The organism is Leucobacter sp. (genome assembly GCF_053528595.1).
This window is the reverse complement of the sequence record NZ_JAIVPF010000020.1, coordinates 22,949-37,354: the sequence shown is the minus strand read 5'-3', so window position 1 is coordinate 37,354 and position 14,406 is coordinate 22,949. Positions and strand designations below refer to the sequence as shown.

Sequence of the window (14,406 nt, the reverse complement as noted above, 5' to 3'; positions counted from 1 at the left end):
GTCGGGTTCCCAGCCTAGACGTGCGGGAGGGGCGGCGCGGTCTCCGGGGAGCCGGGGTGTCGCCGCTGCTCTCGATGCGATTTCACAAATTTAGTCTAGTCTGACTTGACTAAATATGCATCGTCGGCCTAACGTGTTCACGTCCGGTCGCCGACGGCGGCCGGGTTCCGCCCACGAAGGAGTGACATGCCGCAGATCCTGCACCTGGCCCCGGCGCCGGTCAGCCCCCTGGCGACGGAGGCGCGCGTACGCACCCGCGACGGCGTCCATCTCGCCACCGACGTCTACCTGCCGTCCGTCCGCCCGTCGGCGGGGGACCGGGGTGCGGCGGCGGGCGCGGGGAGCGCGGCGGCAGCGGGGACGCCGGGCACGGCGGCGGACACCGACGCCGATCGCACGCCCGGCGACACGATCCTCATCCGCCTGCCCTACGACAAGAGCGGCGCCTACACCTTCATCCCGCTCATCGCGGAGTACTTCACCGCGCGCGGGTACCGGGTCGTGGCCCAGGACGTGCGCGGCAAGTTCCGCTCCGAGGGCGACGCGCTGCTCTTCGTGAACGAGGCGGACGACGGCTACGACACCCTCGAGTGGATCACGGCCCAGCCCTGGTCGAACGGGCGCGTGGCCATGTGGGGCGACAGCTACTACGGCTACACCCAGTGGGCCGCCGCCGCGAGCGGGCATCCCGCACTCAAGGCGATCGCGCCCCGGGTCACGGGCACGCGGCTGGGGGAGCCGGTGCGGCGGGATCCCGACGCTCGCACGCGCGGCGTCGAGATGGGCATCACGAACCTGTACCCCCTCACGCACTTCTTCGGCGGCGACACCTTCCTCTGGGAGCCGGACTGGGCGCGGCGCGACTTCGCCGCGCAGGCCGAGGCCTTCATGGCGCAGCGCGGCCGGCGATCGCTCTCGTACGACCAGTGGGTGCCGCACCCGGTCCCGCTGCGGCGCTTCCCGCGCGGCAGCGCCTTCGCCGGACCCTCCGTGCCCGTGCTGCACACCATCGGCTGGTGGGACAACTGCGCGCCGCTGTCGTGGGCCGACGTCGCGGAGATCGCGCGGCACCCGAACTGGGATGCGCACCACCACCTGCGCGTCGAATCGATCGATCACGAGAACCATGCGCTGCTGGAGTCGGCCGAGGACCGGGTGGAGGATCGCAGCGAGGCGCAGATCCGCGCGATGCTGCCGGCCTACCTCGACCCCGCGCTGGAGTTCTTCGAGGTGTTCGTGCGCGGCAACGGCCGGGCCGCGGATGTGCCCCGCGTCACCTGGAACCTGGCGGGCACCGAGGAGCTGCGCACCGCGGCCTCCTGGCCGCCCGAGGGCGTGCGCACCGAGACCCGCTTCGCCACCGCCGCGAGCGCGCTCGCCGCCGACCGGCCGGAGGCCGCCGCCGAGCTGCACTGGGAGCACGACCCCGCCGATCCCGTGCCCTCGAGCGTGCCCGACGCCTTCTCCTACCTGCTGCATCTCCCCGACGAGGCGCCCATCGGCGATCGCGCCGATGTGCTCGTGTTCACCGCGCCCGCGCAGGAGCGCGACGTCGACCTCGCCGGCCCCGTCGTGGCCCGGGCGCGCGTGCGCTCGAGCGGCCCGGTGATGGACTGCTTCGTGCGGCTGCTCGATCTCGCGCCCGACGGCACCGCGCTGCGCATCGCACGCGGACAGCTGCAGCTGCGCGGGGCCGAGGATCCCGAGACCCTCGAGATCGACCTCGGGCAGGTCGGATACCGCCTGCGAGCGGGCCACCGCCTGCGGGTGCACGTGTCGAGCAGCGACTACCCGGAGTTCCTGCCGCAGCCCGGCACGGGCGGAGATCCCTGGACGGGAGGAGAGGCCATGAAGGCCAACACGCAGAGCCTGGTCGTGGGCGGCCCCGAGGCCTTCGCGATCGAACTGCCCGTGCTCGAGGGGGTGCTCGCGTGAGCGCCGCCGCGCCCCGGCCGGTGGTGCCTCGGCTCGAGTTCGCCTTCGAGATCCGGGTCGACTGCGATCCCGATCTGCACATCGGCCGCGGCGTCGACGAGGTGCTCACGCTCACGCCCATCACGGGCGGCTCCGTCGCGGGCCCGCTGCTGAGCGGCGAGGTGCTCGCCGGGGGCGGCGACTGGGCGGTGGAGCGCTCGGGCACGGCGCAGCTCGAGGCGCGCTACGCGATCCGTGCCGCCGACGGCGCCGTGATCGAGGTGCTCAACCGGGGCTACTTCCGTGCCGCGCCTGAGGCGCTCGCGCGCATGGAGCGCGGCGAGAACGTGCCCGAGGACGACCCGGACGTGTACTTCCGCACGGCGCCGGTGTTCCAGACCGATGCGCCGGCGCACCGCTGGCTCGCCGAGCACCAGTTCCTCGGGTTCGCCCGTGACGAGGACGGCCAGGTGTGCATCCGGGTGTTCGTGGTGCGCTGATGAGGGGGGCGAGCGGAGGAGCGAGGCGCCCGGCCGAGGCGTCTGTGCGCTCAGGTGTTGCGGCGGGGCAGGGCGCGCAGCGCCGCGAGCACCACCGTGCGGGTGCTCTCCGCCGTCCAGTGGGCCGGGTCCTCGGCGTTGGCGAAGTAGGCGCCGCGCAGCAGCAGGTAGCCGAGGTCGGCGGCGAGTTCCGGATCGGCGAAGCCGGCCTCCGTCGCGGCCTGCCGCAGGGCGTCGCGGTACGCCTCCGACTCCCGGCGCAGGGCCTCCCGCAGCGTCGGCTCGACGTCGGCGTTGGCGACGATCTCGAGGATCAGCGCGCGCAGCACGGGCTCGGTGTCGTCGGGATCGGGTTCCCAGGAGGCGAGTGCCTCGAAGCGCTGCGCGGAGTCGAGCCCGGCGGCGGACGCCTCGTACTCGGCGCGCCAGCGGGCGCTCGCCCGGTTGAGCACGTTGAGGATGAGGGCGGCCCGGGATGGCAGGTAGTTGGTGACGAGGGTGGTGGAACCGCCGAGCTCGCGCGCCACGGCGCGGATGGTCACGGCGTGAGCGCCGGAGGACCGTGCGACGCGCACGGTCGCGTCGGCGATGTCGCGGAGGCGGGCTTCGGGGTCGATGTCCTTGGGCATATCGCGAGCCTAGCGACTGCTACGAACAAAAAGCAACATTGATGTACAACGCTGTTATATTAAGATGAGAGCCGGGCCGGATCATGGACGATCCGCCCGCATTCCGAAAGGACGAAACCCATGAAACGAAGTGGACTGCTGGCGGGCCTGGCGCTCGGAACCGCCGCGCTGCTGGCCGTGACCGCGTGCGCGCCGCGCGAGGGCGGCACGGCCGGCGGCGGGAACGCCCCGGTCGATGAGGCGCAACTCGTCGCCGCGCTGCCCGCCGGGACTCAGCCCGTGGACCAGGTGACCTGGTCCGTCGTCGAGGGCGAACCGGCGACGCTCGACCCGGGATCCTCGGCCAACCTCGTCATCCCGAACCTGTGCGACAACCTGCTCTCGCTGCAGCCGGACTTCTCGATCGAACCCGGCGTCGCCGAGAGCGCGGAGTTCGTCGATCCGGTGACCTTCGTGATCGAGCTGCGCGACGACGTGCGCTTCTGGGACGGCTCGCCGCTCACCGCCGACGACGTGGTGTACAGCCTGCAGCGGGGCCAGAACCCCGAATCGCAGTGGTACGGCGCCTTCGCGCTCGTGCAGAGCATCGAGAAGACGGGCGAGCACCAGGTGACGGTGAGATTCGCGGCCCCCGATCTCGATTTCCGCAACGCGATCGCGGGCCAGGGCGGAGCGGTCATGAGCAAGGCCTTCGGCGACGAGGTCGGCTCCGCACTCGGCACCTCCGACGCGGGCCTCATGTGCACGGGGCCGTTCGAGCTCGAGCCGGGCGGCTGGAAGCCCGGCAGCGCGATCGAGGTGGTGGCCAACGAGGACTACTGGGGCGGCGCGCCCCTCGTGCAGAAGCTCGAGTTCGTCTTCGTGACCGACAGCTCGACGCTCGCCACGGCGCTCACCCAGGGCGAGATCGACGGCGCCTTCAACGTCTCGCCGAGCTCGCGCAAGGCCTTCGAAGGCGAGGGGGCGGGATCGCTCGTGCTCGGCCCGTCGACCGCCTCGTACAGCTTCGGCCCCACGACCTCGGAGGGCCCGGCGGCCAATCCGAAGTTCCGCGCGGCCCTCAGCTACACGATCGACCGCGAGCAGTACATCGACACCGTGCTGGGCGGCCTCGGCGAGGTGCAGAAGACCATGGTGCCGCCGTTCAGCTTCTCCTCCCTCGAGGCCGCCGACATCTACCAGGCCGGCTACGACGCGCTCGAGACCCCGGGCAAGGACATCGAGCGCGCGAGGGAGCTGCTCGAGGAGAGCGGCGAGGAGCTCGATCGCCCGCTCGTCGTCGCGATCCCGGCCGGCGCCAAGGAGTTCCAGCAGACCGCGACGATCCTGCAGAGTTCCGCCAAGGAGATCGGCGTCGACATCGAGATCGACGAGATGCAGCCGGCCGACTTCGGGGCGATGTTCTACGATCCCGCGGGCCGCGAGGGCGTCGACTTCGTCTCGACCCAGGGCTACCTCGAGGTGCCGGGCGTCTACGGCTACCCCTCGCTGTTCATGCTGCCCGCCGAGGTCGGCGGCGTGTTCAACTGGAGCGGCTACAGCGACGAGCGGGTGACCGCGCACATGCAGGCGGCGCGCACGGCCACCGATCTCGAGACCGCCGCGGAGGAGTTCGTGGCGGCGCAGGAGATCTTCGCCCCGGATCAGCTGCAGGTGACGCTGGCGGGCGCGTACCAGACCACCTACCTGAACGACGAGCTGAGCGGCGCCGTGACCTCGATCGCCATCTATAGCAGCCCCTGGGCGCTCCATCTCGGCGGCAAGTGAAGCCGGTGGGGCGCGTCAGCGCCCCACCGATGTCATCCTGCGCGCGTGGAATGCTCGGGCGGAACGCGTCAACGTTCCGCGCATTCCACGCACGCAGGATGACGGATGAGCAATAACCGAAGGAATGACCACATCATGAACTGGACACGTCTGCTGCTGGGAAGGATCGGCGGCCTGCTGCTGACGCTCTTCCTGTCGAGCGTCGTGATCTTCTCGGCCCTGCTGCTGACCCCCGGCGACCCGATCGCGGCGCTCGCCGGGGGTGCGAAGCCCACCCCCGAGCTCATCACGCAGATCCGAGCGGAGTACCACCTCGACGACCCCATCTGGATGCGCTACCTGCAGTGGCTCGGCGGGGTCTTCACGGGCGACTTCGGGAGATCCTTCGTCTACAAGACCGATGTGCTGACGCTCGTCGCGCCGCGCTTCGGGATCACGCTGCAGCTCGTGCTGCTGACCGTGCTCATCATCCTGGTGGCGGGCGTGGGATCGGGGATCCTCGCCGCGACCCGCGGCCCCGCCGTGGATCGTGCGGTCGGCATGCTCACGGCGCTCGGCATGGCGCTGCCCGGCTTCGTCGTCGCGATCCTGCTCATCTGGATCTTCGCGAAGAGCCTCGGCTGGTTCCCCGTCTACGGGGAGGGATCGGCCGGCTGGGACCGGGTCTGGCACCTGGTCCTGCCCGCGGTCTCGCTCGCGGTGATGTTCATCGCGTACGTCAGCCGGGTGACCCGCAGCTCGATCGTCGCCCAGATGCACTCGGAGCACGTGGACACCGCGCGGGTGCGCGGCATCCCGCGGGCGCGCATCTTCGGCGTGCACGTGTTCCGCAACGCGGCCCCGCAGATCCTCGCGATCTCGGGCACCACGATCGCCGGGCTCTTCGCCGCATCGGCCATCGTCGAGGTCGCCTTCGGCGTCGGCGGCATCGGCTCGCTGCTCACGGAGGCGGCGGCGCGCAAGGACCTGCCGGTCGTGCAGCTCGTCTCGCTGATCCTCGTGGCCATCTTCGTGGTGCTGAACGCGATCGCCGACCTGCTCGGCGCGCTCATCGACCCCGACACCGTTTCCGCAGGGAGGCAGGCATGAGCGTCGCTCAACTCGCACAGGGCACCGTTCCGGGGCCGGCCAAGCGCGCCGCGCGGAAGGACTGGCTCTTCTTCTCGGCGCTCGGCGTCTTCGGCCTCGTCGCGCTGGGCGCGATCCTCGGGCCGTGGATCGCGCCGTACGATCCGATGCAGCTGTACGTGGGGCCCGAGAACGGCGTGCCCACCGCCGCCAACATCTTCGGCACGGACGACCTCGGGCGGGACATCTTCTCGCGGATGCTCGAGGGCGCCCGGGCCAGCGTGTTCGCCCCGATCTTCGTGGTCGTGCTCTCCACCGCGGGCGGCGCGCTGCTGGCGATCTGCGCGGCCTGGTTCGGGGGAGCCGTGCGCGCCACGATCTCGCGCGTCGTCGACGTGATCTTCGCGATCCCGGGCCTCGTGCTCGCGGTGCTCGCGGTGGCCATGTTCGGCAAGGGCCTCGTCGCCCCCGTGATCGCGCTGTCGATCGCCTACATCCCGGTCGTGGCCCGGCTCACGCAGACGGCGGCGTCGCGCGAGCTCGGCAAGCCCTACATCGCCGCGCTGCGCGTACAGGGCGTCTCGAGCGGCGCCATCTGCTTCCGGCACCTCGTGCCGGCGCTCGTGCCCGTGGTCGCCGCGCAGATGGCCGTCGGGTTCGGCTACGCGATGCTCGATCTCGCCGCCATCTCGTTCCTCGGTCTCGGACAGCAGCCGCCGGCGGCCGACTGGGGCTCGATGATCGCGAGCGGGCAGGCCGGCATCCTCGCCGGCGCCCCCGAGCAGTCGCTGTTCCCCGCCGTCTTCGTCGTGCTCACCGTGCTGTCGGTCAGCATCATCGGAGCGCGCGTCACCACCTGGGCCGAGGAGAAGGAACGATGAACCGGATCAGCGATGCGCAGCCCGTGCTCGAACTCGAGCACCTGTCGATCGCGATGCCCGGGCGCACGCTCGTGCACGACTGCACGGTATCGGTGGGCGTCGGCGAGGCCGTCGGGCTCGTGGGCGAGTCGGGATCGGGCAAGACGCTCTCGGTGCGCGCGGTCGCCGGGCTGCTGCCCGGCGTCTTCACCACCGGGGGTGCGATCCGGATTCTCGGACGCGACATCGCCGAGATGCGCCCCGCCGAGCTGCGGGAGCTGCGCGCCACCCGCATCGGCATGGTGTTCCAGACCCCGCGCGCCCACCTCAACCCCCTGCGCACCATCGGCGACTTCATGACCGAGGCGCTCGTGCACGTGGCCGGACGGAAGCGCGACGCCGCCGACCGGCGCGCGAAGGAGCTGCTCGACGAGGTGGGCATCACCGATCCGGGACGCCGGCTCCGGCAGTACCCCGCCGAGCTCTCCGGCGGGCTGCTGCAGCGCGTCATGATCGCGGCGACGCTGGCGATGGATCCCGAGATCCTGCTCGCCGACGAGATCACCACCGCCCTCGACGTCACGACGCAGGAGGAGGTGATGGCCGTGATCGGCGACCTGCGGCAGCACCGCGAACTGTCGATGCTGTTCATCACCCACGACCTCGCGCTCGCGGGCGCCGTCACCGACCGGGTGGCCGTGATGCGGGAGGGGCGCACCGTCGAGACGCTGCGCTCGGCGCACATGCGCGAGGAGGCCCGCGAGGCGTACACGCGCGTGCTGATGTCGGCCTCGCTCGACGACGGGGCGCCGGAGGCTCGTCGGCCCGCCGGCGACCGGTGGGAAGTCCGCCGAACGAGCGACCGACGCACGGGGGAATCGGGATCCGACGAGACCGCCCTCCCGCTCCCCGAGCCCCCTCCTCCGCTCCCCGAGCCTGTCCAGGGGAGTCCCGCGGTCTCCTCCGACGGGCCGGCGGACCCGGCCCCGCCGATCCTCGCCGTCAGCGGGCTGCGCAAGAGCTATCGCGTGCGCGGCGCGAGCGGCGGACGGGAGACCCTGGTCGCCGTGGACGACGTGGCGTTCGAGCTCGACCGCGGCGGCTCCCTCGGCATCGTGGGGGAGTCGGGGTCGGGCAAGTCGACCTCGGCCCGGATCATCTGCGGTCTCGAGCGCAGCGACGCGGGCACCGTCACCGTCGCGGGCGAGGACTGGAGCCTGCCCGCGCGCTCGGGGCGCGAGCGCCGCGCCCGGGCGAAGCGGGTGCAGATGGTGTTCCAGGATCCCTACCAGTCGCTCGATCGCAGGCAGACCGTGCGGCAGTGCCTCGCCGAGGCGATCCGGGTGCACCGCCGCGACGACTCCCGCGAGGCGGTCGAGACCCGCATCCGCGAGATCATGGCGCAGGCGAGGCTCGACGAGGGGCTGCTCGACCAGCGCCCCAAGTCGCTCTCCGGCGGCCAGCGGCAGCGCGTCGCGATCGCGCGGGCGCTCGCGGCCGACCCCGAGATCCTGGTGCTCGACGAGGCCGTCTCCGCGCTCGACGTGACCACGCAGGTCGAGATCCTCACCCTGCTCGACACGATCCGGCGGGAGACCGGCGTCGCGCTGCTCATGATCACCCACGACCTCACCGTGATCCGCCGCCTCTGCGACCGCGTCGCGGTGATGCGCTCGGGCGCCGTCGAGGAGTACGGCACCGCCGACGAGATCCTCGACGCACCGCGAGCCGAGTACACGCGGCTGCTGCTCGACTCGATCCCGCGCGAGGGCTGGAAGCCGCGGCGCAGGCGCCTGGGCCGCACCGCCGCGATCCCGGTCGTGACGCGCGTGCAGACCATTCCCGACATGCCCGACCTCGGCGATACGGAGGACCGGAGATGACCGAGCCCATGCACCCCGCGTTCGAATACTGCTTCGAGCTGCGCGTGGAGGTCGCCGACGCGCTGCCCCTCGGCGGCGCCGTCGAGGGCGAGGGCCTGCACTTCGCGCTCATCACGGGCGGTTCCTTCGAGGGACCGCGCCTCGGCGGGCGAATCCTGCCCGGCGGCGGCGACTGGTGGCGCGGCCGCGGCCTCTCCGTGCGCCTCGACGCGCGCTACGTCATCGAGGCGGGGCTGCCGGGAGGCGGCACGGCCGCGATCGACGTCGTCAACCGGGGATACTGGCGCACCGATCCCGCCGCCTTCGCACGCATGGAGGCCGGCGAGCACGTGGGGGAGCAGGAGCTGTACTACCGCACCGCCTTCACCTTCCAGACCGAGCACACCGAGCTGCAGTGGCTCGCCGAATCGCAGTTCGTCGGCTACGCGCGGCCGGAGCCCGGCCGAGTCGTGATCCGCGTCTTCCGCCTCGTCTGAGCCGGCTGCGGGCCACCCCGGCCGCGTCGGACCGAGTCGAAACCAACGAACCAGAAAGAAGCACCCTCATGACCCTCACCGCAGACCTCTGCATCGTGTCGGGCCGCGTGTTCGACGGCCGCATCCGCACCGGGAGCACCGCGGTCGCGGCGGCGAAGGGCCGCATCGTCGCGGTGGGCGACGACGAGGCCGTGCTCGCGCTGCGCGGCCCCGGCACGCGCGTCGTCGACGCCGGGGGCGGGGCGATCCTGCCCGGCTTCGTCGACGCGCACGCCCACGCGGTCTTCGCGGGCGTCGAACGGCTGAGCCTCGACCTCACCCCCGCCCGCTCGGTGGACGAGACCCTGGAGCTGATCGCGCGGGCCGCCGCCGCGCTCGACGCCGCCGGCGATCCCGCGGCCTGGCTCACGGGCGGCGGCTGGTCGCACGAGCTGCTGCCGCACCCGACCCGTCAGATGCTCGACGCGATCGCGCCCGACCGCCCGGTCGCGCTGAGCGACGCCGGCCACCACACGCTGTGGGCCAACAGCCGGGCGCTCGAGATCGCCGGGATCGACCGCGACACGCCCCAGCCGGCCAACGGGCACGTCCACCTCGACTCCGACGGAGAACCCACGGGCTACCTCAACGAGGGCGGCGTCGAGCTGCTCGCCCCGGTCATCCCCGCCGCCGCACCCGAGGAGATGACCGCGGGCCTGCTCGAGGCGCAGGGATATCTGTGGTCGCTCGGCGTCACGGGCTGGCACGAGGCGATCCTCGGCGAGTTCAACGGCAAGGCCGACTGCACCCCGGCCTACCTCGCCGCGCTCGCCGACGGAACCCTGCTCAGCCGCGTCTCGGGAGCGCTGTGGATCCCGCCGGGCACGACCCTCGCCGACGTCCCCGAGCTGATCGCGGGCTTCGAGCGCCGTCGCGCCGAGAACGAGGCCGCGGGCCTCCCCTCGTCGACCTGCAAGGCGATGGTCGACGGCGTGCCGCAGGGCGAGACCGCCGCGCTGCTCGAACCCTACTGCTCGCACCCCCACGCGGGTGAACTGCACATCGACGCCGAGACGATGCGGGAGCTCGCGGTGCAGCTCGACGCGCGCGGCTTCGCGCTGCACCTGCACATCATGGGGGATCGCGGCACGCGCGTCGCCCTCGACGCCGTGGAAGCGGCGCGGCGGGCGAACGGGCCCGGCCCGCGCCACCACTTCGCCCATCTGTCGATGGTCGATGCGGCCGACGCCTCCCGGTTCGGGCCGCTCGGGATCACCGCCAACATCCAGGGGCTCTGGGCGACGCACGATCCCTCGATGATCGCGGTGGTCGGCGAGGACCGCGCCGAGCGCGCCTACCCCTTCCGCGACATCGCGGCGAGCGGCGCCGACCTCGCGATGGGGTCCGACTGGCCGGTGTCGTTCGCCGACCCGTGGCAGGCGATCCACGTCGCCGTCAACCGGGCGCATCCCCTCGGGCCCGCGGCGGGGGCGCCGCCGCTCTCGCCCGCGCAGGCGCTCACCCTCGAAGAGGCGCTCGCAGCCTACACGAGCGGATCCGCGTCGCTCGTGCTGGGCGCCGCGGGCCGCGTGCGGGTGGGGGAGCGCGCCGACCTGACCGTCTCGACCGAGGATCCGTTCGGGGTGCCGCGGGACGAGCTGTTCCGCCTGGGCACCGCCGTCACGATCGTGGCCGGCGAGGTGGTGTTCGAGCGCGTCGGGGCGCGCCCGCCCGGAGCCGTGCGCTAACCTGTCCCGATTACGCCGAACCCGCCGAAGACGAGGGGAATCCGAGATGTCCGTCGACCTGCTGTTCACCGGGGGAGCCGTGTTCACCGGCTCCGGAGAGCCGCTCACGGGATACGCCGTGGCCGTGGCCGGAGGGCGCATCAGCGCCGTGGTGCCCGAGACCGAGGCCGAAGCGCTCGCGGGCCCCGCCACCAGGCGGGTCGAGCTCGCGGGAGCGCTGCTCTCGCCGGGCTTCCAAGACGCGCACGTGCACCCCGTGGGCGCGGGGGTCGAGCTGCTGCAGTGCAGCCTCACCGAGGCCGAGAGCGCCGACGAGGCCGTCGCGACGGTCGCCGCCTACGCCGCCGCGCACCCGGAGGAGGAGTGGATCCTCGGCGGCGGCTGGTCCATGGACCACTTCCCCGGCGGTTCGCCGAGTCGTGCGCTGCTCGACGCGGTCGTCCCCGATCGGCCCGTGTTCCTCATGAGCCGCGACCATCACAGCGCCTGGGCGAACACCGAGGCCATGCTCCGCGCGGGGATCGACGCCGCGACCCCCGATCCCGTCGACGGGCGCATCGAGCGCGAGAACGACGGATTCCCGGCTGGCACGTTCCACGAGGGGGCCGGAGGGCTCTTCGCCGCCGTGAAGCCCGAGACCGACGGCGAGCTGGCCTACCGCGGGCTGCTCCGCGCGCAGGAGGAGCTCCTCGCGCTCGGGATCACGGGCTGGCAGGACGCCTGGGTGGGCGACGAGGGATCGGGGATGGGCAGCCGCGAGGTGTACCTGCGCGCCATCGAGGAGGGTGCGCTGCGGGTGCACGTCGTCGGCGCCCAGTGGTGGGACCGATCCGCCGGGCTCGAGCAGATCGAGGCGATGATCGCCCGTCGCGACGAGCGCCGTGAGAGCGGATCGGCCGAGCGCTTCGAGCTCGGCACGGTGAAGATGATGGTCGACGGGGTGGCCGAGAACTTCACGGCCTCCATGATCGAGCCCTACCGCGACGCCCGCGGGCACGACACCTGCAACCACGGCATCTCGTTCATCGACGCCGAGACCCTGCGCGAGGCCGTCGTCCGCCTCGACGCAGCGGGCATGCAGGTGCACTTCCACGCCCTCGGCGACCGGGCGGTGCGCGACGCGCTCGACGCCGTCGCGGCGGCTCGCGCCGCCAACGGCCCGAGCGACGGCCGGCACCACCTCGCCCACCTGCAGGTGGTCGCGGAGGCCGACACCCCGCGATTCGCCGAGGTCGACGCGACTGCGAATCTCCAGGCGCTCTGGGCGACGCACGAGGAGCAGCTCGACACGCTCACCCTGCCCTTCCTGCAGCGGGGCGCCGAGACCCGCCAGTACCCCTTCGGCGAACTGCACGAGCACGGTGCGCGCCTCGCGGCGGGCAGTGACTGGCCGGTGTCGAGCGCGGACCCGCTCGCGGCGATCCACGTGGCGGTGACCCGCGTGGCCCCGGGCGTCGCCGCGGAGCCGCTGGGCGGCGATCACCAGCGGCTCGACCTGGCGACGGCGCTCGCCGCCTACACCTCCGGCAGCGCCTACGTGAACCACCGGGACCACGACACCGGGAGCGTGCGCGAGGGCTATCTCGCGAACCTCGCCGTCATCGAGCCGAACCCCTTCGCCCTGCCGAGCGACGAGCTGCACCGCGCCCGGGTCGTCTCGACCTGGATCGAGGGCACTCCCGTCTACCTGCGTCCGGAGGCGTAGCGGGGGCTTCTCCGCCGGCGGGCCCCGGGTGCGGGCCGGGGCGCGAGGGGCGCCGGCTCGGGGTGCATTTCCGGCGTTCATCGTTTATAGTCGATCATGACTAATTAATCGGGATCCCGCTCCGTGCGGTGTCGCGATCAGAACCGAATGGAGTTCCCACGTGCGAATCCTCATCGCGGGCGCCGGCATCGGCGGCCTCATCTCCGCGCTCAGCCTCGAGCACGCCGGATTCACCGACGTCGTCGTCGCCGAGCGCACCGAGGAGATCCGGGGCCTCGGGGTGGGCGTCAACCTGCTGCCGCACGCCATCCGCGAGCTCACCGAACTCGGCGTCGCCGACCGGATCTCGGCGCTCGGCGTCGAGCCCGCCACCCTGAGCTACTACAACCGTCACGGGCAGCTCATCTGGAGCGAGCCCCGCGGCCGGGCCGCCGGGTACGAGTGGCCGCAGCTCTCGGTGCACCGCGGCCGCCTGCAGCTCGAGCTGCGCGCCCTCGTGGAGGAGCGCCTGGGCGAGGTCATCCGGCTCGGGCGCAGGCTCGTCGACGTGCAGAACGGGGGAGCGGCCCCGGTCGCGGTCTTCGAACTGCCGGACGGCTCGCGCGAGCGCATCGAGGCCGACGTGATCGTCGCCGCCGACGGCATTCACTCGGCCGCCCGCAAGCTCCACTACCCGGAGGAGGGCGCGCCGCGCTGGAGCGGCCTCACCCTGTGGCGCGGCACCGCGCTCGTCGAGCCCTACCTCGACGGTGAGACCATGATCATGGTCGGCGACACCGAGCAGAAGTTCGTGGCCTACCCGCTGAGCGGCCTGCTCGAGGACGGCCGGCAGCGCATCAACTTCATCGCCGAGCGTCGCGGCGAGGGATCGCCCACCGCCGACTGGAACCGCACCGTCGAGCGCGCGCCCATCGCCGAGATCTTCGCGGGCTGGAGCTACGACTGGCTCGACATCCCCGCGATCATCCGCGACTCGGAGGAGCTGCTCGAGTACCCGATGGTCGACCGGGACGCGATCCCGAACTGGGTCTTCGGCCGGCTGGCGCTGCTCGGCGACGCCGCGCACGCCATGTACCCCAACGGCTCGAACGGCGGCTCGCAGGCCACGCTCGACGCGCGCACGCTGGCCTACCACCTGGCCACCGCGGACTCCGTCGAGGAGGCGCTCGCCGCCTACGAGGAGGCCCGCCGGCCCGCGTGCACCCGGCTGCTGGAGCTGACCCGGCAGACCGGGCCCGAGCGCGTCATGCAGATCGCGCGCGAGCGCGCGCCCGAGGGCTTCGCCGACATCCACGACGTGATCCCGCGGTCCGAGCTCGAGTCGATCGCGGCCGAGTACAAGCTCGCGGCCGGATTCCACCCGGAGCAGCTGAACGCGCGTTCGTCGTTCACCGCGCGGGTGACGGCGTGAGCGCCTCCGCGCTCGCCGCACCCGGCCTCACGGCGACCGCCCGCGTGACGGTCGAACTCGGCGAGCCGCTCGATTTCGGGCGCACCCGCGACGGCCTGCGGCGCTTCACGCCGATCCTCGGCGGTGAGCTGCGCGGGATCCCGGACGCGGACGCGGGCGAGGCGGTCCGCGCGCTGCGGGCCGAGATCCTCCCGGGCGGGGGAGACCGCCAGCTCGTGCGCCCCGAAGGCGTCGTCGAGATCGACGCCCGGTACGATGCCCGCACGGCGGCGGGCGCGCTGATCGGTCTGCACGCCACCGGCGTGCGCAGAGCGATCACCGACGGCGTTTACTTCCGAGTCGCCCTGCGCTTCGAGACCGCCGATCCCGGGCTCGCCGAGCTGCAGGGCGCCCTCTACGTCGCCGACGGCGTGCGCGAGGCCGACCGCGTCACCCACACCGTCTACCGCGTCTCCTGATCCGGCGC

General features: G+C 72.6%; 12 protein-coding genes. 11 read left to right on the top strand and 1 reads right to left on the bottom strand.

Features of this window, described 5'->3' with window-relative positions; genetic code table 11:
- The first annotated feature begins 186 nt into the window (after positions 1-186).
- Positions 187-1,935, top strand: a complete 1,749-nt coding sequence (locus ACWKZU_RS03010) for a CocE/NonD family hydrolase (protein ID WP_449280910.1) — start codon at positions 187-189, stop codon at positions 1,933-1,935.
- Positions 1,932-2,414, top strand: a complete 483-nt coding sequence (locus ACWKZU_RS03005; protein WP_449280909.1) for a DUF3237 domain-containing protein — start codon at positions 1,932-1,934, stop codon at positions 2,412-2,414. Before ACWKZU_RS03010 ends, ACWKZU_RS03005 begins: the two co-directional genes overlap by 4 nt.
- Before the next feature lie 50 nt (positions 2,415-2,464).
- Here the strand turns inward: ACWKZU_RS03005 and ACWKZU_RS03000 are convergent, their stop codons facing one another.
- Positions 2,465-3,043, bottom strand: a complete 579-nt coding sequence (locus tag ACWKZU_RS03000) for a TetR/AcrR family transcriptional regulator (RefSeq protein ID WP_449280908.1) — start codon at positions 3,041-3,043, stop codon at positions 2,465-2,467.
- A gap of 120 nt (positions 3,044-3,163) precedes the next feature.
- Between ACWKZU_RS03000 and ACWKZU_RS02995 the strand changes: the two genes are divergently transcribed.
- The 9 genes from ACWKZU_RS02995 (at position 3,164) to ACWKZU_RS02955 (ending at position 14,398) form a co-directional block, all read left to right on the top strand.
- Positions 3,164-4,810: an ABC transporter substrate-binding protein gene (locus ACWKZU_RS02995; RefSeq protein ID WP_449280907.1), complete on the top strand. Its 1,647-nt coding sequence runs from the start codon at positions 3,164-3,166 to the stop codon at positions 4,808-4,810.
- Between the two features lie 135 nt (positions 4,811-4,945).
- The gene (locus ACWKZU_RS02990; protein WP_449280906.1) at positions 4,946-5,899 is read left to right on the top strand and encodes an ABC transporter permease; all 954 of its coding nucleotides are present in this window, start codon (positions 4,946-4,948) and stop codon (positions 5,897-5,899) included.
- The gene (locus ACWKZU_RS02985) at positions 5,896-6,759 is read left to right on the top strand and encodes an ABC transporter permease (RefSeq protein ID WP_449280905.1); all 864 of its coding nucleotides are present in this window, start codon (positions 5,896-5,898) and stop codon (positions 6,757-6,759) included. Before ACWKZU_RS02990 ends, ACWKZU_RS02985 begins: the two co-directional genes overlap by 4 nt.
- Positions 6,756-8,621 carry a nickel ABC transporter ATP-binding protein NikE gene (nikE, locus tag ACWKZU_RS02980; protein ID WP_449280904.1) on the top strand — a complete coding sequence of 622 codons (1,866 nt, stop codon included), beginning with the start codon at positions 6,756-6,758 and terminating at the stop codon, positions 8,619-8,621. Before ACWKZU_RS02985 ends, nikE begins: the two co-directional genes overlap by 4 nt.
- Entirely contained in the window at positions 8,618-9,097 is a 480-nt protein-coding gene (locus tag ACWKZU_RS02975; RefSeq protein WP_449280903.1) for a DUF3237 domain-containing protein, read from the top strand. The genes nikE and ACWKZU_RS02975 overlap by 4 nt, the downstream gene beginning before the upstream one ends.
- A gap of 68 nt (positions 9,098-9,165) precedes the next feature.
- The gene (locus tag ACWKZU_RS02970) at positions 9,166-10,824 is read left to right on the top strand and encodes an amidohydrolase (RefSeq protein ID WP_449280902.1); all 1,659 of its coding nucleotides are present in this window, start codon (positions 9,166-9,168) and stop codon (positions 10,822-10,824) included.
- Positions 10,825-10,870: 46 nt separating this feature from the next.
- Positions 10,871-12,529 (top strand): amidohydrolase, encoded by a 1,659-nt coding sequence (locus ACWKZU_RS02965; RefSeq protein ID WP_449280901.1) that lies wholly within the window; start codon positions 10,871-10,873, stop codon positions 12,527-12,529.
- A gap of 160 nt (positions 12,530-12,689) precedes the next feature.
- Entirely contained in the window at positions 12,690-13,940 is a 1,251-nt protein-coding gene (locus tag ACWKZU_RS02960) for a flavin-dependent oxidoreductase (RefSeq protein ID WP_449280900.1), read from the top strand.
- Entirely contained in the window at positions 13,937-14,398 is a 462-nt protein-coding gene (locus tag ACWKZU_RS02955; protein WP_449280899.1) for a DUF3237 domain-containing protein, read from the top strand. The genes ACWKZU_RS02960 and ACWKZU_RS02955 overlap by 4 nt, the downstream gene beginning before the upstream one ends.
- The last annotated feature ends 8 nt before the right edge of the window (positions 14,399-14,406 follow it).

Bases quoted from the DNA above. Each gene is read 5' to 3' on its own strand.
- ACWKZU_RS03010 (WP_449280910.1), top strand. From the start codon at position 187: ATGCCGCAGATCCTGCACCTGGCCCCGGCGCCGGTCAGCCCCCTGGCG.
- ACWKZU_RS03000 (WP_449280908.1), bottom strand. From the start codon at position 3,043: ATGCCCAAGGACATCGACCCCGAAGCCCGCCTCCGCGACATCGCCGAC.
- ACWKZU_RS02995 (WP_449280907.1), top strand. From the start codon at position 3,164: ATGAAACGAAGTGGACTGCTGGCGGGCCTGGCGCTCGGAACCGCCGCG.
- ACWKZU_RS02990 (WP_449280906.1), top strand. From the start codon at position 4,946: ATGAACTGGACACGTCTGCTGCTGGGAAGGATCGGCGGCCTGCTGCTG.
- ACWKZU_RS02985 (WP_449280905.1), top strand. From the start codon at position 5,896: ATGAGCGTCGCTCAACTCGCACAGGGCACCGTTCCGGGGCCGGCCAAG.
- nikE (WP_449280904.1), top strand. From the start codon at position 6,756: ATGAACCGGATCAGCGATGCGCAGCCCGTGCTCGAACTCGAGCACCTG.
- ACWKZU_RS02975 (WP_449280903.1), top strand. From the start codon at position 8,618: ATGACCGAGCCCATGCACCCCGCGTTCGAATACTGCTTCGAGCTGCGC.
- ACWKZU_RS02970 (WP_449280902.1), top strand. From the start codon at position 9,166: ATGACCCTCACCGCAGACCTCTGCATCGTGTCGGGCCGCGTGTTCGAC.
- ACWKZU_RS02965 (WP_449280901.1), top strand. From the start codon at position 10,871: ATGTCCGTCGACCTGCTGTTCACCGGGGGAGCCGTGTTCACCGGCTCC.